This is a genomic window from Bacillus sp. FCW2, from assembly GCF_021228595.1.
GTDB lineage: Bacteria > Bacillota > Bacilli > Bacillales > Bacillaceae > Bacillus > Bacillus velezensis.
In genome coordinates this window covers 3,385,878-3,408,427 of the sequence record NZ_CP089436.1, presented here as the reverse complement: position 1 = coordinate 3,408,427, position 22,550 = coordinate 3,385,878, and the positions used below count along the sequence as shown (strand labels likewise).

20 protein-coding genes and 1 other annotated feature (1 of these 21 only partly in view) are annotated in these 22,550 nt (G+C 47.7%); of the genes, 5 read left to right on the top strand and 15 right to left on the bottom strand.

What is annotated here, in order from left to right:
* Positions 1 to 5: 5 nt before the first annotated feature.
* Genes opuCC through opuCA form a run of 3 tightly spaced genes read right to left on the bottom strand, consistent with a single transcriptional unit; the run spans position 6 to position 2,750 of the window.
* The gene (gene opuCC / locus K3G25_RS16955; RefSeq protein ID WP_094296336.1) at positions 6 to 899 is read right to left on the bottom strand and encodes an osmoprotectant ABC transporter substrate-binding lipoprotein OpuCC; all 894 of its coding nucleotides are present in this window, start codon (positions 897 to 899) and stop codon (positions 6 to 8) included.
* A 37-nt stretch (positions 900 to 936) separates the two neighbouring features.
* On the bottom strand, positions 937 to 1,590 hold the full coding sequence (locus K3G25_RS16950; protein ID WP_003151654.1) for an ABC transporter permease: 654 nt from the start codon (positions 1,588 to 1,590) through the stop codon (positions 937 to 939).
* Positions 1,591 to 1,610: 20 nt separating this feature from the next.
* Positions 1,611 to 2,750 (bottom strand): osmoprotectant ABC transporter ATP-binding protein OpuCA, encoded by a 1,140-nt coding sequence (gene opuCA / locus K3G25_RS16945; protein ID WP_232489427.1) that lies wholly within the window; start codon positions 2,748 to 2,750, stop codon positions 1,611 to 1,613.
* A 260-nt stretch (positions 2,751 to 3,010) separates the two neighbouring features.
* On the opposite strand from opuCA, the gene K3G25_RS16940 reads away from it, so the two are divergent.
* Positions 3,011 to 3,568, top strand: a complete 558-nt coding sequence (locus K3G25_RS16940) for a GbsR/MarR family transcriptional regulator (protein WP_014418904.1) — start codon at positions 3,011 to 3,013, stop codon at positions 3,566 to 3,568.
* Between the two features lie 20 nt (positions 3,569 to 3,588).
* On the opposite strand, the gene K3G25_RS16935 is transcribed toward K3G25_RS16940, so the two are convergent.
* On the bottom strand, positions 3,589 to 4,221 hold the full coding sequence (locus K3G25_RS16935; protein WP_007409973.1) for an NAAT family transporter: 633 nt from the start codon (positions 4,219 to 4,221) through the stop codon (positions 3,589 to 3,591).
* Between the two features lie 435 nt (positions 4,222 to 4,656).
* Here K3G25_RS16935 and K3G25_RS16930 point away from each other — a divergent pair, with 435 nt between their 5' ends.
* Positions 4,657 to 5,367, top strand: a complete 711-nt coding sequence (locus K3G25_RS16930) for a hypothetical protein (RefSeq protein ID WP_022553805.1) — start codon at positions 4,657 to 4,659, stop codon at positions 5,365 to 5,367.
* 39 nt (positions 5,368 to 5,406) lie between these two features.
* Here K3G25_RS16930 and K3G25_RS16925 read toward each other — a convergent pair whose 3' ends face one another.
* Entirely contained in the window at positions 5,407 to 7,185 is a 1,779-nt protein-coding gene (locus K3G25_RS16925; protein ID WP_232489426.1) for a zinc ribbon domain-containing protein, read from the bottom strand.
* A 131-nt stretch (positions 7,186 to 7,316) separates the two neighbouring features.
* Here K3G25_RS16925 and K3G25_RS16920 point away from each other — a divergent pair, with 131 nt between their 5' ends.
* Entirely contained in the window at positions 7,317 to 7,778 is a 462-nt protein-coding gene (locus tag K3G25_RS16920) for a GNAT family N-acetyltransferase (RefSeq protein ID WP_232489425.1), read from the top strand.
* A 30-nt stretch (positions 7,779 to 7,808) separates the two neighbouring features.
* Here the strand turns inward: K3G25_RS16920 and eno are convergent, their stop codons facing one another.
* The 7 genes from eno to K3G25_RS16885 form a co-directional block, all read right to left on the bottom strand.
* Positions 7,809 to 9,101 (bottom strand): phosphopyruvate hydratase, encoded by a 1,293-nt coding sequence (gene eno / locus K3G25_RS16915; RefSeq protein ID WP_007409956.1) that lies wholly within the window; start codon positions 9,099 to 9,101, stop codon positions 7,809 to 7,811.
* Positions 9,102 to 9,128: 27 nt separating this feature from the next.
* Positions 9,129 to 10,664: a 2,3-bisphosphoglycerate-independent phosphoglycerate mutase gene (gene gpmI, locus K3G25_RS16910; protein WP_003151620.1), complete on the bottom strand. Its 1,536-nt coding sequence runs from the start codon at positions 10,662 to 10,664 to the stop codon at positions 9,129 to 9,131.
* A complete protein-coding gene (gene tpiA, locus K3G25_RS16905; protein WP_003151618.1) occupies positions 10,657 to 11,418 on the bottom strand; it encodes a triose-phosphate isomerase in 762 nt (253 codons plus the stop codon). The genes gpmI and tpiA overlap by 8 nt, the downstream gene beginning before the upstream one ends.
* Before the next feature lie 25 nt (positions 11,419 to 11,443).
* Positions 11,444 to 12,628: a phosphoglycerate kinase gene (locus K3G25_RS16900; RefSeq protein WP_025649298.1), complete on the bottom strand. Its 1,185-nt coding sequence runs from the start codon at positions 12,626 to 12,628 to the stop codon at positions 11,444 to 11,446.
* A gap of 321 nt (positions 12,629 to 12,949) precedes the next feature.
* Positions 12,950 to 13,957: a type I glyceraldehyde-3-phosphate dehydrogenase gene (gene gap, locus K3G25_RS16895; protein ID WP_003151611.1), complete on the bottom strand. Its 1,008-nt coding sequence runs from the start codon at positions 13,955 to 13,957 to the stop codon at positions 12,950 to 12,952.
* Between the two features lie 33 nt (positions 13,958 to 13,990).
* Complete coding sequence (gene cggR / locus K3G25_RS16890) at positions 13,991 to 15,025, bottom strand: gapA transcriptional regulator CggR (protein ID WP_003151607.1); 1,035 nt, start codon at positions 15,023 to 15,025, stop codon at positions 13,991 to 13,993.
* A 264-nt stretch (positions 15,026 to 15,289) separates the two neighbouring features.
* The gene (locus tag K3G25_RS16885) at positions 15,290 to 16,684 is read right to left on the bottom strand and encodes an arabinose-proton symporter AraE (protein WP_003151605.1); all 1,395 of its coding nucleotides are present in this window, start codon (positions 16,682 to 16,684) and stop codon (positions 15,290 to 15,292) included.
* Positions 16,685 to 16,940: 256 nt separating this feature from the next.
* On the opposite strand from K3G25_RS16885, the gene K3G25_RS16880 reads away from it, so the two are divergent.
* Positions 16,941 to 18,029, top strand: coding sequence for an arabinose utilization transcriptional regulator AraR (locus tag K3G25_RS16880; RefSeq protein ID WP_160183028.1), 1,089 nt, complete (start codon positions 16,941 to 16,943; stop codon positions 18,027 to 18,029).
* A 35-nt stretch (positions 18,030 to 18,064) separates the two neighbouring features.
* Here K3G25_RS16880 and K3G25_RS16875 read toward each other — a convergent pair whose 3' ends face one another.
* Together K3G25_RS16875 and K3G25_RS16870 are read right to left on the bottom strand one after the other, a co-directional pair.
* Positions 18,065 to 19,072: an LLM class flavin-dependent oxidoreductase gene (locus K3G25_RS16875; protein WP_007613877.1), complete on the bottom strand. Its 1,008-nt coding sequence runs from the start codon at positions 19,070 to 19,072 to the stop codon at positions 18,065 to 18,067.
* A 112-nt stretch (positions 19,073 to 19,184) separates the two neighbouring features.
* Positions 19,185 to 20,078: a LysR family transcriptional regulator gene (locus K3G25_RS16870; RefSeq protein WP_053285139.1), complete on the bottom strand. Its 894-nt coding sequence runs from the start codon at positions 20,076 to 20,078 to the stop codon at positions 19,185 to 19,187.
* Between the two features lie 97 nt (positions 20,079 to 20,175).
* Here K3G25_RS16870 and K3G25_RS16865 point away from each other — a divergent pair, with 97 nt between their 5' ends.
* Positions 20,176 to 21,093 (top strand): DMT family transporter, encoded by a 918-nt coding sequence (locus K3G25_RS16865; protein ID WP_003151595.1) that lies wholly within the window; start codon positions 20,176 to 20,178, stop codon positions 21,091 to 21,093.
* Positions 21,094 to 21,127: 34 nt separating this feature from the next.
* Here K3G25_RS16865 and K3G25_RS16860 read toward each other — a convergent pair whose 3' ends face one another.
* Positions 21,128 to 22,468, bottom strand: a complete 1,341-nt coding sequence (locus tag K3G25_RS16860; protein ID WP_232489424.1) for an amino acid permease — start codon at positions 22,466 to 22,468, stop codon at positions 21,128 to 21,130.
* Positions 22,469 to 22,529: 61 nt separating this feature from the next.
* Positions 22,530 to 22,550: a binding site (T-box leader), on the bottom strand; it runs 220 nt beyond the window's last position.

Below are 22,550 nucleotides of genomic sequence, written 5' to 3'. Positions count from 1 at the left end.
ATTTCTTATTCAAAATAATGATGTTTCTCCAAAAATTCTTTAGCGACGACGGACGGTTCTTTCAGCTTGCCGTCCACCTCGTAATTCAATCCCTGCATCGTTTCCGTATCAATTTTGCCGATCAGTTTATTCACAATGCCCTTCAGTTCAGGATGCTGCTTCAGCACGCTGTCGGGAATGACCGGCGAACAGTCATACGGCGGGAAAAACTGCTTGTCGTCTTTTAAAATTTTCAGATCGTACGCTTTGATCCGTCCGTCCGTTGAATAGGCGAGGACGGCATCCATTTTCCCGTTTTTCACGGCATCGTATACAAGTCCGATCTGCATCGGATAGGTTGTGCCGAATTCAAAGCCGTACGTGTCGATAAAGCCTTTATAGCCGTCACCTTTTCTTTTCAGCCACGCATTGTCTACACCGAGCTTAAATTGATCCGCATGCTTCTTAATATCGGACACTTTGTCTAAATGATCTTTTTCCGCAAGCTCTTTCGTGACGGTAAAAGCGTATGTGTTCTCAAATCCGTAAGAATCAAACCATTTGTAATGGAAGCGTTTCTCAAATTCCTTCTGGACGATGGCTAATGCTTTTTTCGGGTCTTTTTCCGCTTCCATGCCGAGGGTGCTCGTTAAATCCGTTCCCGAGTAGCGCGTCGCGGCGATATCGATTTCACCGCCGAGCATCGCCTGCTGCTGGACATAGTTCGATCCGAGGTTTTTAATTAATGCCGTATTCAAGTCTGTATTGTGTTCAATCATCTGTGCGATCATATTGGCGATAATTTCTGATTCCGTCATGCTTTGCGCCCCGATTTTGATCGTATCATCGGAAGCCCCGCTCAGGCCGGGAAGGGAACAGCCGCCTAGAAGCAGAGCAGCCGACAGCGCCAGTGCGCACATCCATCTCTTTTGATTTCTTTTCAAAACAGCCAACTCCTTATGATACTTCCTTCAGTCCTTTCAGCCCTTTCGGCGTCACCTTCCGTTCCGTCGCCGCCAGCAGATAATCAATGATAATGGCTAAAATGGTGACGGGCACGGCGCCGCCGATAATATATTCAGGCTGATAGAGATTCAGGCCGATAAAAATATAGTCTCCGAGCCCGCCGCCCCCGATAAAGGAAGCAAGCGTCGCCCAGCCGATCAGATAAATGGTGGATGTGCGGATGCCTGCCATGATCACCGGAACCGCAAGCGGCAGTTCCACAAGCCTGATCTGCTCCCAGACCGTCATCCCGATGCCTTTTCCCGATTCCAGCAGATTTTTGTTTACGCCTTGAATGCCTGTATACGTGTTCCGGAGAATCGGCAGCACCGAATAGAAAAACAGCGCGACGATCGCGGGCACCTTTCCCACGCCTAACAGCGGGATAAAAAATGCCAGTATCGCGAGACTCGGCAAGGTCTGCACAATGTTGACGGCGCCGATGACGGCGCCTGCGCCCTTTTTCATTCTCGTCAGCGCCACTCCGAGCGGAACGGCGACGACAATGCCTAATATGACGGCGATGATCGAAATGTATAAATGCTCCCACGTTTTATATAACAGTTCTCCGCCGTTCGTCTGCAAAAACTTGATCATTTCATTCATTGTAAGCGTTCCTCCCCTTGTCAGCCTGTCACCAGCTGGTCTTCCTCGCCCCAGATTGAATCGTAAACGATGTCGACAAGGCTCGCCCGCGTGACAATTCCGACTAAATGCCTTTGTTCATCAACGACGGGTACATATTTCATTCCGCGCTTTAAAATTTTGCGTACGGTATCGCGCAGCAGTGTCCCCTGCTCGACCGTATACAGATCAGAGCGGAGCACGTCGCCGACGAGGCTCGCTTTTTTCCGGTTCTGATCAATGATCTCGACATCGACATACCCTTGCAGCACATTCAGGTCATCAACGACAAGCAGGGAATCGACACGGTGCTCCCGCATCACCTGTATCGCCTGCGAAAGCGTTTTGTCCGCCGTAACGGTGACAGGCTTTTTGTTCATCATCTGCTCGACGCGTTCAATGTCCGGTCTTGATTGCAATAACCGTTCTTTGCCGATAAATTCTTCGACAAACTCATTAGCCGGATTCCGGAGAATGTCATCAGGAGTGCCGGCCTGAACGATCTCTCCCGCTTTTAAAATGACGATCCGGTCAGCCAGCTTAATAGCTTCATCCATATCGTGGGTTACAAACACAATCGTTTTATTCAATGTTCTTTGCAGTTTTTTGAATTCTTCTTGAAGGGAATCCCGCGTAATCGGATCAAGCGCTCCGAACGGTTCATCCATAAGAATAAGAGGCGGTTCCGCTGCAAGGGCGCGCAGCACGCCGACTCTCTGCTGCTGTCCGCCGCTCAGCTCGTGAGGATAGCGGTCTAAATATTCCGGGCCCATATCGACGAGCTTCAAAAGCTCCCGCGCCCGTTCCTTCCGCTTTTGTTCCGGCCATTTCAGCAGTTTCGGCACGAGGGAAATGTTCTGCTGAATGGTCATATGAGGAAAAAGTCCGATCTGCTGAATGACGTAGCCGATTTTCCGTCTCAGCTCCACCGGGTCCTGCTCCATAATGTTTTCGCCATCGATAAAAATCTTACCGGATGACGGCTCAATCAGTCTGTTAATCATTTTCATCGTCGTCGTTTTTCCGCAGCCGCTCGGCCCGATAAAACAAATAAACTCGCCTTTTTCGATATTTAAATCAATGCTGTTGACAGCTTTTTTTCCGCCTTTATAGACTTTCGATACATTTTCTAATCTCAGCAATCCGCGCACCTCCGAAGGGTTCCGTTATTTTTCTGAAAAGTATAATCTTTATTATAAGATGAAATTTGTAAAATAAAAAGTTTACAATGTGTTGAAATTATATACAATATACGTATTTTTTCATGTTATCCCGCTGACAATGCGGATGTTCTTACAATCGCTCCCGATAGCTCGCATATCCTGCCGCATCATCTTTTTCATCAACTGTAAAAAATATGATATATTGTCAGCATGAAAAGCCAGTGAAGGGATGATCAGCCGTGGAAAAAAACGCTCTTGATATCATCGGGCATGCTGAAGAGCATCTCATTGAGAGAATCGCCGAGAATATGCATACATTCGGAATGCCGGCCACACTTGGACGTGTGCTCGGTATTATTTATATGAACCGCAAGCCGATGACGTTAAATGAGCTGTCAGAGGCGACCGGGATGAGCAAAACGAGGATGAGCCAGGTGGTCCGCGAAATGACCGATGCCAATCTGGCTGAAAAAGTGTTTGAAAAAGGCGTTCGGAAAGACCTTTACGACGTCGAGCGTGATTATTACCAGACGTTTATCTCCCTGTTTACGGCAAATTGGACAAAGGCGGTCAGCAAAAACAAAATGCTCTATAAAAAGCTGAACCGTGAGTTGACTGAGCTTCTGGAATCGGAAAATCTCAGTCCCGATATTGAAGAAAAAGCCCGTCAGCTTTTGGATGAACTGACGGATTGGCTCCATTATTATGACTGGCTGAGCCGTTTGATAGAATTTTTTGAGAGTGAAGAAGTGTTTCAGCATGTGCCGAAAATAGAAAAAAGCAGCACCCGAAGATAACCGGGCGCTGCTTTTTTAAGTCAGGAAACCAATATCGGGAACATGCCTTTCAGACCGGCGCCGATCATGCCGATCGCCACCACCGCCAAAATCAGCCCCATCAGTCGGGTAATGACGTTCATTTCGGTTTTCCCGAGCTTATTGCTGATGAAAGAAGAATAGTGAAAGAAGATGAACGTCATCGCGATGACGGCCGCAATGCCGATCAGCACGCTGATGTAATGGAAGATGCCGCCATGGCCGGCCGACAGACTCATCACCGTCGCGATCGTACCGGGTCCGGCGATAATCGGAATCGACAAAGGCGTCACGGATATATCAGCTTTCTCCTTGCTCTCCCCTTTCTCTTCATGATGGAGAGACTGTACATGAGATTTCTTCGCGTTCAGAAGATTATAAGCGATGCCGAAAATAAAAATGCCGCCCGCGATACGTAAGGCATGAATGTTAATGTCAAACAGTTTAAAGATCAGATGGCCGAAGATTAAAAAAGCCGCTAAGATGATAAACGACAGCACGGAAGCCTTGCGCGCGATCGCTGTCCGTTCTTTCTCCGAGTACCCTTCCGTCAGTGAAAGAAAAATCGGCACGTTTCCGATGGGATTGGAGACTGCAAACAGTGAAATGAAGACATGAATGATGAATGAAAACATGCGTACCTCCTTATGGCTTGCCGTTATTGAGTTATGTTTTGTTCTCCGCTGTTTCTTATGCATGGTTTTTACCCCGGGGTCTGCTTTTTATAACCTCAGCCGGACGGTCCGGAAACAGAAAAAAACCGTCCTAAGGACGGTTTTTTTTGTTTGCTATCTCCATAAGCCTTTTCCGAATTTCAACAGCCGATAAAGCATTTTCAATTTTTTTAGCATGCGTTAATTTCCTTTTTCACTCTGAATCAATGCGCCGAGAGACATGATATCTATCAGCTCCATTAAAATTCTACCATAATGGGTACTTTTTCTCTATTATCAATTCATAGAGAAAGTGATTTGTATATCTTTAGAAAACTCCGTTACATCCGCCCTATTTTCTTTTATAATGTAAATATTGAACAAAATCCCTATATTACTTGTAAAAGGAGTTTTAGAATGTATTGTTCTCAATGCGGCCATCATACTGATGGCGGAAAGTTTTGTGAAAAGTGCGGGGCGCCCCAGCCCGGGCAGGGAGGCGCAGGCCAAACGCAGGGCCAGGCCGCTCAGGCCGGCGCCGCGGCTAAGCAGGCTTCAAAGCAATTTGCCTTATTCGTGCTTGATGTGTTAAAGAGACCGTACCAAACATGTAAAACGACAGGCGGCGAACAGCTTGTCAGCAGCATCATCAACATGGTGCTTTTCTGCCTGGTGACGCCGATTATGTTTTATATTCTCCTATCAGACGGCTTTCGTGACGTCAGTTTTACCGCGGTTGTGATCAAACCGGCGCTTACCTTTGCATTATGCGTTTTCTGCCTGTATCTCTTGATTTTTATCGCTTTGAAGGCCGGCGGCGCGCAGGTGTCATTTAAAGATTCGCTGTCCAGATTCGGGGCCTTTTTGATTCCGTTTACAGCTATTTTGCTTCTTGCCCTCATTTTTATGCTGCTTCATACAACCGTTTGCTTCACCATTCTGGCTGTCGGTCTTTTAGGAGCGGCGTTTGCCGTGCCTCCGCTCATGCTGGCGAGCTATCAGCATCAGCTCACGGCTAAGGCCGATATCATTTATTCTGTTATCGTCATCTATTTGATCATTTGTGTAACGTTTCAATTCACGATCAAGCATTATATAAAAGAACTCATGAATTATTTCTTCTTTTAAAAACGGAAACCCCCGCCGCCTGATTGGCGCGGGGGTTTTTTATTGAATGGATGTTAAATAAATTCTTCCGTCTTTAACAACGCCGCCATACGTCCAATTGTATGTTCTGAGCTTCGGACTGCCGCCGGCTTTCGTAATATAAAACTCCTCGTACGTATGAATCGTCAGATGAGAGCCTTTCTGTGAAAAGCTTTTGACATTCACTTCATTAAATACTTCGGTCGTCCCCTCGCTGTGCAGTTTTTTGACCAGTTTCTGCTGATCAGCATACAAAGGGCTCCCCTCTTCTAAATTGCCCGCCATGATGGCAAAATTGTTAAGGCTGACGGCGCTTGATTGATTTGTCAGGTAATCAGTCATAAACGATGTGACTTGCTCGTTTGTCACGCTGCCTGAAGCTGTATTTCCTTTGGATGATGCCCATGCGGATGTATAGGTATTCGGCTGGTCATTTTTTATTTTTTTTACATTTGTCCCGGAAGAATCTGAGGCAGGATCAGCTTTTTCGAAAACCCATTTTTTATGTTTTGTATCATATGAGAGTACATAGTGAAAACTCGGCTCAGCCTCTTCCATATCAGGCTTCGTATTCCCGTCGAAATAAGCAGACTCATGAAGCTCTTTACCCGTAACAGTTACTTGCCAGCGGCCGTTCTCTTGAGAAATCGCAAATGAATCCAGATCAAAGCTTGTCTCTTTATACTGATCCTTCAAAAAGGTGCCGGAACTCTTCATGCCGGATACCGCTTCTTTCGTCTGCTCTTTCCAGGCGGAACCAGCCTCGGTCATCTGATCAGTATTTCCGTCTGCCATCGCTTTTGTATACTGCTTCGTTGTTTTGACAATCGTGTCCATGATTGTTTGTTGTGTATCTTGATCCGGGATAAGCGTTAAGTCCACATCAGTACTGTTGATCGGAACATCGGCAGTTTTCATTTTCCCCCAAAGAAAATCAGCCTCCACGGCGGCTGTCATGGAACCGTCAGTTAAGAGCGGACCGTATGTAACGGATGTAAACGGATCTTTATGGACGGACTTGCCGTTTATCAGCAGATCGCCTTTCACGCTTTTGAAGCTGTCTGCCGGAGTGAACGTCACATCCTCGGCGTCTAACGGCAGGTCAAACTCAACATTCCGGCTGCCGGCCGCCTCTGCCTCTTGCTTTTTGACAACGTCAACCGTCTCATTTTTAAGCTTGGCTTCCGCCGTGTAGACACCGGGTGCATACGGGCCGAAGATTTGGGTTTCATCGGCTTTTTTGACCGTACCTGTTTTCTCGCTGTTGATATAAAGATCGGCGCCTTTATAATTGCTTGTGACGCGGAAATAAACCGGATCGACTTTCAGTTCGTAATGGTCAAACAAAAGAAGGGTTTTTCCCTCTTTTTTGACGTATACCGCATCTTTTTCTGATGAATTGCCGCGAAGCGATGCCAGCAGTTCATCGTGTTTCTTTGCGTATGCAAGGAGCGGTTTGACATTGGTCTCATTCAGCTTCAGTTTTTTGTCTGAAGGAGTGAGCAGGGCTGCGAGCTTTTTCGTGTCCCCGTCATGAACCGCCTGTTCGAATTGATCTGTGAGCCTTTTTTCAGATGTCAGCCAGGCTCCGGTTTTATATGCGGCAATCAATAAGATCAGCGCTGCGGCAATGCCTCCCCATAGGAAGAGCGTTTTTTTAGGGATCGGCTTTCTCGGCTGTGATGCGGATTCAGCCGCCTGCCGCTCCAGCCGGCTTCCTTTCCCGATCGGTTTTCCGCATTCTTTACAGAAATGCGCCTCTTCGTTGTTCTGCTGGCCGCAATACTTACAAAAAAACATGACTTTCCTCCTATTCAATCTGCAAAACTTGTATAACTTTTCCTATGTTTCATATTTTATAATAAAGTAGAATGATTTTGGAGTTATTTTGAAAAATAGCTGTCGATCATAACGGAGGAGGAGAAACGGACATGCAAAAACTGAGCATCCGAAAAGCCGCGGAGCCGGATGAAGCGCTGTATGAACTATTGCTGCTGGCCGATCCGTCGAAAGAGATTGTCGATGATTATCTTGTAAGAGGAGAATGCTATACGGCTTGGACGTCAGACGAGCTTGCAGGGGTCTTCGTCCTTTTGAAAACAAGACCAAAAACAGTAGAAATCGTCAATATTGCGGTGAAAGATTCAATGCACAACAATGGCATCGGCAGAAAGCTCATAGAAGAGGCCGTGAATAAGGCAAAACAAATGGGAGCGGCGACTATTGAAATTGGAACGGGCAACTCCAGTATAGGCCAGCTTGCCCTTTACCAAAAATGCGGCTTCAGACTTCAAGCCATCGACCATGATTTTTTCATCAGGCATTATGAAGAGGAGATTTTCGAAAACGGGATACAGTGCCGCGACATGGTAAGGCTTTATGCAGATATATAAAAAAACCTCCCCATGGGGAGGTTTTTTCGATTACTTATTCAAGTTATAGAAAGAGTTGATACCGTGGTATTGAGCAGTTTCAGCCAACTGATCTTCGATGCGAAGAAGCTGGTTGTATTTCGCAACACGGTCCGTACGGGACGGAGCACCTGTTTTGATTTGTCCTGCATTAGTTGCCACAGCGATGTCAGCGATTGTGCTGTCTTCAGTTTCACCTGAACGGTGAGAGATAACGGCAGTGTAGCCCGCGCGTTTCGCCATTTCGATCGCATCGAATGTTTCAGTCAATGTACCGATTTGGTTTACTTTGATCAGGATAGAGTTGCCTACGCCGTTTTTGATACCTTCAGCAAGCTTTTTCGTGTTTGTAACGAAAAGGTCGTCACCGACAAGCTGAACTTTTTTGCCAAGACGCTCTGTAAGAAGTTTGTGGCCTTCCCAGTCGTTCTCGTCAAGTCCGTCTTCGATAGAGATGATTGGGTATTTAGAAACCATTTCTTCGTACCAGTCAACCATTTCAGCAGATGTTTTCACAACGCCTTCGCCAGACAGATGGTATTTGCCGTCTTCTTTGTTGTAGAACTCAGAAGATGCAGCATCCATAGCAAGTTTCACTTCTTCGCCAGGTTTGAAGCCGGCTTTTTCGATTGCTTCAACGATTGTTTGAAGCGCTTCTTCGTTAGAACCAAGGTTCGGAGCGAATCCGCCTTCGTCACCTACAGCTGTGTTCATTCCTTTAGCAGAAAGAACGGATTTCAGGCTGTGGAAGATTTGAGCGCCCATGCGAAGCGCTTCACGGAAGTTAGGCGCGCCTACAGGCATAATCATGAATTCTTGAATGTCTACGTTGTTGTCAGCATGTTCTCCGCCGTTTACGATGTTCATCATCGGTACAGGAAGCGTTTTTGAGTTAAATCCTCCAAGGTATTGGTAAAGAGGAATCTGTAAGAAATCAGCAGCTGCGCGCGCACAAGCCATAGATACGCCAAGGATTGCGTTCGCACCGAGTTTGCCTTTGTTTTCAGTTCCGTCAAGCTCGATTAAAAGCTGATCGATTGCGTTTTGTTCAGTTACGTCAAAGCCGAGAAGCTCTGGAGAAATGATTTCGTTTACGTTGTTAACAGCAGTTAACACGCCTTTTCCAAGGTAACGGTCTTTGTCGCCGTCACGAAGCTCAACCGCTTCGTATTCACCTGTAGAAGCTCCGCTTGGCACTAATGCGCGGCCGAAAGCTCCTGTTTCTGTATATACTTCAACTTCAACTGTTGGGTTGCCGCGGGAGTCAAGGACTTCGCGTGCATAAACATCAACAATGTATGGCATGAGTTTGTCTCTCCTTTTGATTTACGCTTATTTTTGAATTAAAGATGTTCCTGTCATTTCTTTCGGTTTTTCAACACCGAGAAGGTCTAATAACGTTGGTGCGAGGTCGCCTAGGATTCCGCCTTCGCGCAGCGTCACGCCTTCTTTCGTCACAATGACAGGGACTGGGTTTGTCGTATGGGCAGTGTGCGGTTCGCCTGTTTCTGTAATCAGAATGTCCGCATTACCGTGATCAGCGGTAATGATGGCATGTCCGCCTTTAGCGATGATGGCGTCAACCACTTCGCCTAAGCATTCGTCCACTGCTTCAATTGCTTTAATCGTCGGTTCGACCATTCCGGAGTGGCCGACCATGTCAGGGTTTGCAAAGTTCAGGATGATCGCGTCGTGCTTGTCAGCCGCGATTTCTTTTACAAGAGCATCCTTCACTTCATACGCGCTCATTTCAGGCTTCAGGTCATATGTCGCGACCTTCGGCGAGTTAATGAGGATGCGCTCTTCGCCCGGGAATTCTTCTTCGCGGCCGCCGCTCATAAAGAACGTAACGTGCGGATACTTTTCAGTTTCTGCAATGCGAAGCTGTTTTAACCCGTGCTGTGCTAATACTTCACCCACCGTATTGTCAAGGTTTACCGGTTTAAAAGCCACATATCCGTCAACAGATTCACTGAAGTGAGTCAGGCAGACGAAATACAGGTTTTTCGGATGATTTTCACCGCGGTCGAAATCGCGGAAATCTTTGTTGGTAAACGTGTTTGAAATCTGGATAGCGCGGTCCGGTCTGAAATTATAGAAAATCACAGAATCGCCGTCATGAATTTTCGCAACGGGTTCACCGTTTTCTTTTGTGATGACGGACGGAATGACGAATTCATCATGAATGCCGTTCGCATAAGAATCATCGACTACATCCATCGCGCTGCGGTAAGACGGGCCTTCGCCGTAAGCCATTGCGCGGTACGCTTTTTCCACACGGTCCCAGCGTTTGTCGCGGTCCATGGAGTAGTAGCGTCCGGAAATGCTGGCGATTTCGCCGACACCGATTTCTTCGATCTGCTCATTCAGCTGCTGAATGTAAGTTTTCGCTGTTTGCGGACCTACATCGCGGCCGTCGAGGAAACCGTGAATATACACCTTCGTCAGTCCTTCACTTTTCGCAAGCTTCAGCAGCGCGAATAAATGATTGATATGACTGTGTACGCCTCCGTCAGAAAGAAGGCCGAACAGGTGCAGCGCTTTGTCGTTGTCTTTCGCGTTTTTGATGGCGTCAAGGAACGTTTGATTGCGTTCGAATTCGCCTTCGCGGATGGCAACGTTCACGCGTGTTAAGCTTTGGTACACAATACGTCCTGCGCCGATATTCAAATGACCGACTTCAGAGTTCCCCATCTGTCCTTCAGGCAGTCCGACTGCTTCGCCTGATGCCGTCAGCGTCTGATGAGGGTATTGGTTCCAATAACGGTCGAAATTCGGTTTTTTCGCTTGTGCGACTGCGTTTCCGACTGTTTCATTGCGTAATCCGAACCCATCAAGAATGATGAGTGCAGCTGGTTTTTTACTCATATTGACCTTCCTCCAATAATTGAACGAATGACTGCGGTTCAAGGCTTGCGCCGCCGACCAAAGCACCGTCAATATCGGACTCTGCCATATATTCTTTAATATTTGCAGGTTTTACGCTGCCGCCGTATTGAATGCGGAGCTTGTCAGCAGTTTCCTGGCTGAAGCTTTCAGCAACGACTTTACGGATATGCGCGCAGACGTCGTTAGCATCTTTCGCTGTAGAAGATTTGCCTGTTCCGATTGCCCAGATTGGCTCATACGCAATAACGGAAGCGGCAACTTGCTCTTCAGAAAGACCCGCAAGACCTTTTTTCACTTGATCGGCAACAAGATCATTTGTTTTTCCGGCTTCGCGCTCTTCAAGCGTTTCACCTACGCAAATGATCGGCACAATGCCGTGTTTGAAAGCGGCATGCGCTTTTTTGTTAACTGTTTCATCAGTTTCAGCGAACATTTCACGGCGCTCAGAGTGGCCGATGACGCAGTAATCCACGCCAAGGTCTTTCAGAGCGACCGGGCTGATTTCACCTGTGAACGCACCGTTTTCTTCAAAATGCATGTTTTGGGCGCCGACTTTCAGGTCAGTTCCTTTAACAGCAGAAGTCAGCTTTTCTAAGAAAAGAGCTGGTGCGCAAACAACGGCTTCCGCTTTGTCTGCTGCTGGAATGGAAGATTTCACTTCTTCAACGAAGCTGACAGCTTCGCCGAGTGTTTTGTTCATTTTCCAGTTACCGGCTATAATTGGTTTTCTCATCTGTTCCACTTCCTTATAGCAGTTTTTATTTATCGTTCAGCGCAGCTACACCCGGAAGCTCTTTGCCTTCCATGAATTCAAGGGATGCGCCGCCGCCTGTTGAGATATGGCTCATTTTGTCAGCAAGGCCGAATTTTTCAACGGCTGCCGCAGAGTCTCCTCCGCCGATGACAGAGTATGTATCGTTTGCCTCTGCCAATGCTTCAGCCACTGCTTTTGTGCCTTGAGCGAACAAGTCGATTTCGAATACGCCCATCGGTCCGTTCCATACGACAAGTTTGCTGTTTTTGATAACTTCAGCATACGTTTCGCGGGTTTTCGTTCCGATGTCGATCGCTTCTAAATCACTTGGAATCTCAGAGATCGGCACGATTTGAACGTTTGCATCGTTAGAGAAATCATCAGCAACGAGCACGTCTTCCGGCATATAGAATGTAACGCCTTTTTCTTTCGCGCGGTCCATGAATGATTTTGCAAGTTCGATTTTATCTTCTTCAAGCAAAGATTTACCGACTTCATAGCCAAGCGCTTTTACGAATGTGTAAGCAAGACCTCCGCCGATGATCAGGTTGTCCACTTTATCAAGCAGACTTTCGATTACGCCGATTTTGTCTTTTACTTTCGCGCCGCCGATGATTGCCGTAAACGGGCGCTCAGGATTTGTCACGGCTTTGCCGAGAACGTCAAGCTCTTTTTCCATCAGGAATCCTGCAACCGCCGGCAGATGCTCGGCAATTCCGGCTGTAGATGCGTGAGCACGGTGGGCAGCACCGAATGCGTCATTGACATATACATCCGCAAGCTCAGCAAATGCTTTAGCAAGCTCAGGATCGTTTTTCTCTTCACCAGGGTAGAAACGTACGTTTTCCAATACAAGAACGTCTCCGTCCTTCATATCAGAAATTTGTGCTTTTACAGCATCGCCGTAAGCTTCATCCGCTTTTTTCACTTCTTTGCCGAGCAGTTCGCCTAAGCGTGCAGCGACAGGAGTTAAACGAAGCTCCTCAACCGTTTCGCCTTTCGGGCGGCCTAAGTGGCTCGCAAGAAGGACTTTCGCGCCTTGGTCTGCAAGGTGTTTGATTGTTGGAAGCGCAGCTCGGATACGAGTATCGTCTGTTACTTCCCCGTCTTTCATTGGAACGTTAAAGTCAACGCGGCAGAATACGACTTTGCCTTTTACGTCGATGTCTTTTACTGTTTTTTTATTCATGCCTTAGGAGATCCTCCTTCAAAATGGTTTGCATAGCACGAAAAACGTGAAACGTGAAACCGCCTCATGATGCTTCCGCCGCGGGGCAGATTGCAGCTTCCGGGCACGGGGCAGATCGTCTTCTGAGCCAGGGCAGGCGGCTCAGAAAACGAAAGTGCCGCGGAAACTTCAAAACGCGGACGTTCTGCAGCAATCCGGCGCTTTCTGAAAGCCGGTTCTCATGGAAAAAGGGAAAGGGAGTCCGTCCCCTTCCCTTGTCCGCTTTCATTATAGCGTTTCTGTCCGAAAGAACCAAGTCCGGCCCTTTCCGGGAGCTATGAATTAAAGACCTTGTTTTGCGATGTAAGCTGCAAGGTCAACAACGCGGTTAGAGTAGCCGCTTTCGTTATCGTACCAAGAGATTACTTTTACCATGCTGCCTTCCATAACCATTGTAGAAAGAGCATCGATTGTAGAAGAGTTAGCATTGCCGTTGTAATCTCCGGATACTAATGGCTCTTCGCTGTAGCCGAGAATTCCTTTAAGATCGCCTTCAGCCGCTTCTTTAAGAGCTGCGTTTACGTCTTCAGCCGTTACGTCTTTGTTAAGTTCAGCAACTAGGTCAACAAGAGAAACGTTTGGAGTCGGCACACGCATAGCTCCGCCGTTCAGTTTGCCTTTCAGTTCAGGAAGAACAAGGGAAACTGCTTTAGCAGCACCAGTTGATGTAGGAATGATGTTTTCAGCTGCTGCACGCGCACGACGGTAGTCTTTGTGCGGAAGATCAAGAATTTGCTGATCGTTTGTGTAAGAGTGAACAGTTGTCATCATACCGCGTTTGATGCCGAATTTGTCGTTAAGTACTTTTGCAAACGGCGCAAGGCAGTTTGTTGTGCAAGATGCGTTAGAGATAACATGGTGGTTAGCCGCATCGTATTTGTCTTCGTTAACACCCATAACGATTGTGATATCTTCTTCGTTAGCAGGTGCAGAGATGATAACTTTTTTCGCGCCTGCTTCTAAGTGTTTCGCAGCGTCTGCGCGTTTTGTGAAGAAACCAGTAGATTCAACTACGATTTCAACGCCTTGTTTGCCCCAGCTGAGTTTCGCAGGATCGCGCTCAGCAGAAACTTCGATTGTTTTGCCGTTAACAACAAGGTTGCTGCCGTCAACTTTAACTTCTGCATCTAATTTTCCGTGTACGGAATCATATTGTAAAAGATGAGCAAGCATGTTAGCGTCTGTTAAATCGTTAACCGCTACTACCTCAACTTCAGGATTGTTTAATGCTGCGCGGAATACGTTACGTCCAATACGACCAAAACCGTTAATACCGACTTTTACTGCCATGATTATTTCCTCCTTTAAATAAGTGAGAGATATTTATATTGAGGGACTGTTATCCCTTAATAACTTCTTTGCGGCTCCTTCGTCCGTGACGAGAACCGTGTTTCGCTGCTTTTTAAAATAAGCTTCGATTGCTTCTGCTTTTGATGATCCGCCCGCTACCGCGATAATGTCGGGAATGGCATCGAGGTCATCAAGCTGCATTCCGACTGAATGCACCTTGTGAACGACTTCTCCGTCCGCATTAAAGTAGTAGCCGAATGCCTCTGTCACCGCATGATTGTCATCTATTTTCTTCAAATCTTCCAAAGGCGTGTTTCTTCGCTCCGCCATTGTTCTAGCTTCGCCGATTCCGTGAACGAGCATACTCGCTGATTTAATCGTGTGAAGCACCTCTTTTACGGAAGGCTCTTCAATAATAGATGAGTAGGCGCCTTGTGACAGCTGCCCGGGAACGAACAAAAGCCGGTAAGTGCCTGAAGCCTTTTCCGCCATATGCGCGCATATGGTGTTCGCCTGGTTTTTCACATCTTCGCCTAAACCGCCTCTTGCGGGCACAAACAGGAGCTCGCGGTTTTTTGAATCCGGCGTCATCATATCGGCGACGGCTTCAATTGTCGTACCGCCGGTTACAGCGACGATATTTTTGCCTGAAAATCTCTTTTTCATACATGCAACGGCCGCTCTCCCTAATTCTTTTTTGACCCAAGGAGATTGGTCGCTGTCTCCGGAAACGATAATGGCGTCTTTCAGATTAAGCCGCTCTTTTAATGTCTTTTCCAAAAGCGTCAATCCTAAAACATCCTTCATCGTATCTTCCAGAATCGAAAGCAGTGAGTAGCCCTCTTCCGTCATTGTCATGCCGTTTGTTTTAATATCGATGAGATTCTGTTCTTTCAAAAACTGAACCTCGCTTCTGAGAACGCGCTCGGTCAATCCGAGACTGGCTGCAAGACTTCTGCGGCCGATCGGTTCGGTAAGCCTGATATACTGCAAGATTTCAAATCTTTTCTGCATCACAAGCAAAAGATCAGGCAATAATTTTTTTTGAGCTTGTATTAACTGGTTCATGACTCAAACGTTCCTTCCTATTCATACTGGACAGAAAATGTCCCGCTATGACAAAAAACGTCCCATCATAGCCAAAAAAAATTATGTCTGCTTTCTTTAATTATTTTAACAGGATGACATTGTTAATTCAACTGTTAAAGGTCAATTCGTCGACATTCTTCGCAGGATTTCCCAGTATCTCCTTGATACAGTCATTATATACAGAAACGGAATGAAGGTGACAGACAAAAGCCCGCCGGAGCGGACTTTTGTCGTAAAACGCTTTCATTTTATCCAGAGTTTTTCTATTTCTTCTAATGATTTATTTTTCGTCTCAGGGCAGATCGTCACGACAAACAAGAAACAGAGAATATTAATGACGGCGAATATCCAGAAGGTGTACGCGAGCCCCAACCCGCTGATCATCATCGGCACGAACTGGCCGATCGCCCAGTTGGCCCCCCATAAGAATATCGTCGCAATACCGGCGGCGCGTGCGCGGAGGTGGTTCGGAAAGATTTCCGAAATCATGATCCACGTAATCGGCCCGACTGATACGCAGAAAGCGGCGACGAATCCCAATATGATGACGACTAAAGCCGGACCGCTCGCCAGCTGAAAATAAAAGGATGCCCCGATTAAGATCATGAACAGCGCCATAAAGGCTGATCCGACCCCCATCAGCTTTTTCCGGCCTACCTTATCGACTAAAAGAACCGCGATAATGGTGAAAATCACTTCAACGACACCGACGATGCATGTCGTGATAAACCCCGCATTCTGTCCGAAGCCCATCATTTTGAAAATTTCCGGCCCGTAATACGTAATTGCGTTCATGCCGATGACCTGATTGAATAAAGCCAGCAGAATCCCGATCACAAGCGCTTTTCTCAGCCCCGGTTTAAACAGCTGAGACAATGACCCCATTTTTTCTAATTGTAAAGACGTTTCGATTTGTTTGATTTCTTCTTTCGCGGTCTGCTCACCGTTAATGCGCGTCAGCACGGCGAGGGCTTCATTCCGGCGCCCTGCTTTCGCAAGCCAGCGCGGACTTTCCGGCACGATAAGCAGCACGATAAAAAAGATGACGGACGGAATCATGCCGTAAGCGAGCATCCACCGCCAGCCGGTGTGCACCCCCCATTCATATGAGCCGGACTGCTGGACGGCGAGGTTAATAAAATAAGTGCCGGAGATCCCTAATATCGTAAACAGCTGATACAGTGAAGACAGACTGCCGCGTATGGCCGGCGGAGCGGCTTCGGTAATATACGTGACAGAAAGCGAGGAGCCCATGCCGATTCCCAGACCGCCGATGACTCTGGCGATCACTAAGGAAGACACACTTTGAGAAAGCGCAGAGACAACCGCTGACACCGCAAACAACAGCGCCGCTGCCATCAAAATCTTTCTCCGTCCGAAACGGTCGCTCAAAAATCCGGAAATCCCGACGCCGAAAACACCGCCGATCATAATGCTTGAAATCACGAGCCCTTCCATAAAAGGACTTAAGCGGTACAAATCTTTCAGGAAACCGATGGCGCCGGAAATCACCGCCGTGTCATAACCGTACAAAAGCCCTCCCAGTCCGGCTGCGCATGAGATGAGAATGACAAACCACTTGGAATGCTGCCGAGTGACAGGTACATTTGAGCCAATTGGTGCCGGGTGATTCTTCATGAATTTTACCCTCCCGCGAATAATAGAATAAAAACGCTTACAAATCTGAGTGCGACGCTTGATGTTGCTTTGTTTTCTTCAGAACCGCCGCATTTGTACGTACTTATAAAGAATTTTATCTAAAAATAAGGAAAATTAGTACGTACAAATAAAGAATAAGCAGTTTTTCATAATCTGTCAATTATTTTTACAGCTTGATGAAAGGGCTTACTATGTTATACTGGAATTTGTCCGTATACATTTTGGAGGAATTGATATGCTACCGAAATATGCTCAAGTAAAAGAAGAAATTTGTTCATGGCTGAATCAAGGAAAAATACAGCCGGACGAAAAGCTGCCTACGGAAAATGAGCTGATGCAGCAGTTCGGCGTCAGCCGCCATACCATCAGAAAGGCGATCGGAGATTTGGTCTCGCAGGGGCTGCTGTACAGCGTTCAGGGCGGAGGCACCTTTGTCGCTTCACGCACGGCGAAATCAGCCATGCATTCAAACAAAACGATCGGCGTCATTACAACGTACATATCAGACTATATTTTTCCGAGCATCATCAGGGGAATTGAATCTTATTTAAGCGAACAGGGCTATTCCATGCTGCTGACGAGCACCAACAACAATACAGAAAGTGAACGGCGCGGCCTTGAAAACCTGCTGTCCAAAAATATAGACGGGCTGATTGTCGAGCCTACGAAAAGCGCGCTGCAGACGCCCAACATCGGCTACTATCTCAATCTGGAGAAAAACGGCATTCCGTTTGCCATGATTAACGCCTCTTATGCGGAGCTGGCCGCACCGAGCTTTTCCGTCAATGATGTCAAAGGCGGCATGCTGGCTTGCGAATACGTCATGTCTCTCGGCCACACGCACATTATGGGAATCTTTAAAGCGGATGACACGCAGGGCGTCAAACGGATGAACGGCTATCTTCAGGCGCATCGGGAGCGCGGGATTTTTCCGTCTCCGGACATGATCGTGACTTACACGACTGAGGAAAAAGAAACCGTGCTTCTCCAAAAAATAAAGCATACCCTTGAGCAAAACAGCGGGTCACATCCGACGGCCATTCTTTGCTACAATGACGAAATTGCGCTGAAGACGATTAATCTTCTCAGAGAATTCGGGTTAAAGGTGCCTGATGACGTGTCGGTCATGGGCTATGACGATTCACATTTCGCCCAGATTTCCGAGGTGAAGCTCACCTCTGTCAAGCATCCGAAATCCATTATGGGGAAAGCGGCGGCAAAATACGTCATCGACTGCTTAGAACATAAAAAACCGAAGAAGGATGACGTCGTGTATGAACCGGAACTCATCATCCGGAATTCAGTCAGGCGGATCGGCGAATAAAAAAAGCAATGTGCGCGGCACATTGCTTTTTTTGTTCAGCTGTTTTTTAATTCGGCGATGATCTCAAATGATCTCATTCTGTCGGCATGCTCAAAGCTTTCTGAATTCACCATGATTTCATCCGCCTGTGTTGTCCGGATAAAGCTTTCCAGCTTTTCCTTCACACGCTCCGGTCCGCCGACGATCGTTGAACTGAGCTGTTCATTGACCATCGCTTTTTCATACGGCGACCAGATTTGATCCATGTCTTCAACAGGAGGCTTCAGCTGGTTCGGCGTGCCGCGGACGAGGTCTAAAAATCTTTGATAATGCGATGTTGCCAGATGCTCCGCCTTTTCATCCGTATCGGCGGCAATGACGGTGACGCCGACCATCGCGTACGGTTGATCCAGTACGTCTGACGGACGGAAGGAGCTGCGGTACAGCTCAAGGGCGGGCACGGTGTTTTTCGGTGAAAAGTGAGCCGCAAAGGCGAACGGAAGCCCGAGCTCTCCCGCAAGACGCGCGCTGAAGCCGCTTGAGCCCAGAAGCCAGATCGGCACGTCCAGCCCTTCGCCCGGAATGGCGCGGACTTGATTGCGCACATTGCCTGATGGTTTGAAGTAATTTCTCAATTCTTCAAGCTGCTCCGGAAAATCTTCCCCGCTGTTTATGTTTCTTCGTAAGGCTCTCGCCGTTAATTGGTCGGTCCCCGGCGCGCGTCCGAGCCCCAGGTCAATCCGCCCCGGATATAACGTTTCAAGGGTTCCAAATTGCTCCGCGATCACAAGTGAAGAATGATTCGGCAGCATAATACCCCCAGAACCGACGCGGATTTTTTTCGTGCCGCCGGCGATGTGGCCGATCAGCACCGCCGTTGCCGAGCTGGCAACGCCTTCTATATTATGATGCTCCGCAAGCCAATAGCGGTTATAGCCCCACTCCTCGGCGCGGCGCGCTAAATCCATGCTGTTGCGGAACGATTCAGCAACCGTTCCTCCCTGTACGACCGGCGATAAATTCAATACGGAAAACGCAGTATCTTTCAATGTATGTTCAGCCATCGTTTTCTCCTTTGCGGTTTAGTGTAAGCAGATCTTAAACAAGGTCTCTCCACACACCTTACCACAGCTTTTCCCGTGAGTTAAACAATTTGATTCGATGATCTTCGAACAATCAGTCAGCGGCGGTTTTCTTACGGATGAACAGCTCCTCGGCGACATCAATAAAAAGCTTGGCGGCAAGTGATGCGTCTTTCATGGAAGGAACCGCCAGCTGCACCTCCCTGAATACATCCGGCGCAAACTCTTTAATCACCACTTCTTCCGGGAGGGGATTGCCGGCCATGGACATATCGGATAAGATTGCCATGCCCAACCCCTCCCGCACCATATTGATGGACGTGCTGACATTAAACACGGTAAAGGCCGCGCAAAGTTCGGCACCGGCTTGTTTAAACAGGCCTGCAAAAGGTGACGTGTAACCGCCTTCGCAAACCACCATCGGTTCACCGTCCAGATCTTTTATCGTTACGGTTGAGCGTGCGGCGAGAGGATGATCTTTATGCATAACCGCTGCCATTTTGTCTTTTTTCAGCAGAAAGTAATCCATATCCTCTGTCGGGAACAGCAGAATGCCCGCGTCAATCATCCGGGATTGCAGCCATTCTTTTACTTCGTCCGCCGTTCCTTCATGAAGCACCAGTTCAAGCTTCGGATACCGTTTTTTAAACACGCTGATCAGCTTTGGAATGAAATAAGCGGAAGCGGCCGGAAATGTGCCGATGTGTATCGTTCCCTGTTCAAGCCCTCTTTCCGCGGCCGCCAGCTGCTCGGCTTTTTCTATGCCTTTGAGCACCTCTCTGATATGGACGAGAATTTTTCCGCCCGTGTCCGTGAGCCTTACGCCGTTGCGGCGCTCGCGGATGATCAGCTTGATGCCGAGCTCTGACTCAAGCGCAGAGATGGCATGGCTGACAGCGGGCTGCGTCATATTCAGCGCCTGCCCCGCTTTTGTAAAGCTTCCCGTTTCAGCGATTTGAACAAAAACCCGCAGTTGTGTAATCGTCATAACGTTTTACTTATGCTCCTTATAAAAAAGATTCATTTTATTTATCTTACTGATTACCGTATCATATGATGGAATTGTTCTACAAGGAGTGAACGACGTGAAACAGCTTTCGAAAATACAGACGGCTCTTATGCTGGCGTTTCTAGTCACGGTATGGGGAATTAACTGGCCGCTGACAAAGGCCGCGCTTGCCTATTCGCCGCCTCTTCTGTTTGCCGGAATCCGCACGCTGATCGGCGGACTTCTATTATTAATGGTGGCGCTGCCCCGTTTTAAAAAGCTGCGTTTTAAAGAAACGTGGCCGATCTATCTTATTTCTGCCATTTTAAATATTACTTTATTTTACGGCCTGCAAACGGTCGGATTGAATTACCTGCCTGCCGGCTTATTTTCAGCCATCGTGTTTTTCCAGCCGGTTTTAATGGGCGTTTTTTCTTGGCTGTGGCTCGGGGAATCGATGTATCCTTTAAAAATAGCCGGTCTTATTCTGGGCTTTGCCGGTGTCGCCGTCATCAGCGCAGCCGGTTTCGGAGGCCATATTTCCATCGCCGGCATTCTTTTGGCCTTAGGCTCTGCGGTCAGCTGGGCGCTCGGCACGGTATATGTGAAAAGAACGGGCGGACGCGCGGATTCTATCTGGATGGTCGCTCTTCAGCTTCTGATCGGCGGCGTGCTGCTTGTCAGCTCCGGCCATTTTTCAGAAAGCTTTTCAGCCATTCAATGGAAAGCTCCGTTCATTCTGAGCCTTCTGTTCATTTCAGTTTTTGTTATCGCGCTCGGCTGGCTCGCCTTTTTTACGCTTGTCGGTTCAGGGGAAGCAAGCAAGGTTGCCTCTTACACCTTCCTGATCCCGCTCATATCCATTGTCGTCAGCTCGATATTCCTGCATGAGCCGCTTACCGTCAGCCTTTTAGCCGGACTGCTTCTGATCGTCACAAGCATTTGTTTTGTGAATATAACACCGAAAAAACTGAAAACACCTGCTCTGGCCGCAGAAAAAAAGGCCGTTCATTAAAAAAACTCTTGCCGCGGGGCAAGAGTTTTTTTATTTATTGACGTCTCCCTTTCACAAGATACGCAGCCGTAATGAGGAGATAGATGGCCGCAGTGATGCATGTGATGACGATGGATGTCGTCGCAATTACGCCGATCAGGATGGCCAAAAGCGCAAGCACCGCGAACCATGTCGTGTATGGGAACCATTTGACGTAATAAGCCGGCTGTTCTGTTGAATGTTTTCTTGATTTCAAATGGGCGAAGCCGATAATCAGCCAGATGAACAGCACGGTATAGCCGAGTGAACCCATCAAATAATTAAACGTCCGGCTTCCTGCGAATAAAGAAATCAGGACGCCTACATATAAAAATGACGTACAAGTCAGAATCGCATAGACGGGAACCTTTTTCTTCGATAGTTTTGAAAAAACTTTCGGCACCCGGCCGTCAGAAGCCTGCGTAAACAAGACGCGGGATGATCCGTACAGTCCCGAATTCATAGACGAGATAATCGCAAGAAGAATGACGGCATTCATAATATGGTCGGCACCCGGAATTCCGATCATCTTAAATACTATGACAAACGGGCTTTCGGGAACGCTGTTGACTTGATTCCAAGGAATCAGGCTGACGATGATGAAGAACGGCAGCAAGTAAAAAGCGACAATCCGCGTTAACGTGCTTCGGACAGCTTTCGGGATCACCTTTTCGGGATTTTTTGTCTCCGCCAGCGTGACGCCGATGATTTCCGTTCCGCCGTATGAGTAGATCACGACGAGCATCGCCGTAATGACGCCCCCCGCTCCATGCGGGAAAAATCCTCCGTGATCCGTTAAATGAGACAGCCCCGGCGCCGTGTGATTGCCGAATGAGAAAAATAAAAGCAGAATACCGCATAAAATAAAGATGACAATCACTGTAATTTTAATAAGCGCGAGCCAGTACTCCGTCTCGGCAAACAGTTTCACAGAAAGCATGTTTACGACCGTCACCACGATGGAAATGATCAGAGCCAGTATCCATATCGGACATTCCGGCAGCCAATATTGAATGAAAATGGCGGCTACGACCGCCTCCGCGGCAATATTGAGCACCCACATTTTCCAATAGATCCAATCTAAAAAGTATGCAGCGTACGATCCGAGCGACTGCTGAACCAAATCACGGAACGTCCTTGCATGTTTGTTTCTGACTGCCATTTCGGCCAGCCCTTGCATAATAAACAGCAGAATGATTCCGCCGAGGAGGTAGGCCAACAGCACGGACGGCCCCGATTCATCAATCGCCGTGCTGCTGCCTTTAAAGAGCCCGGCCCCGATTGCGCCTCCAAGCGCCATCATCATAATGTGTCTGGACGACATCGTCCGTTTTAACGTTTGCTTGTCCTTTTCCATCTATCACACGCCCTCTCGCAAAAAGTGTTCATCACATAAAAAAGCACGCCGCCTCTTTAGGAAAAGAGACGGCGTGCCTTAG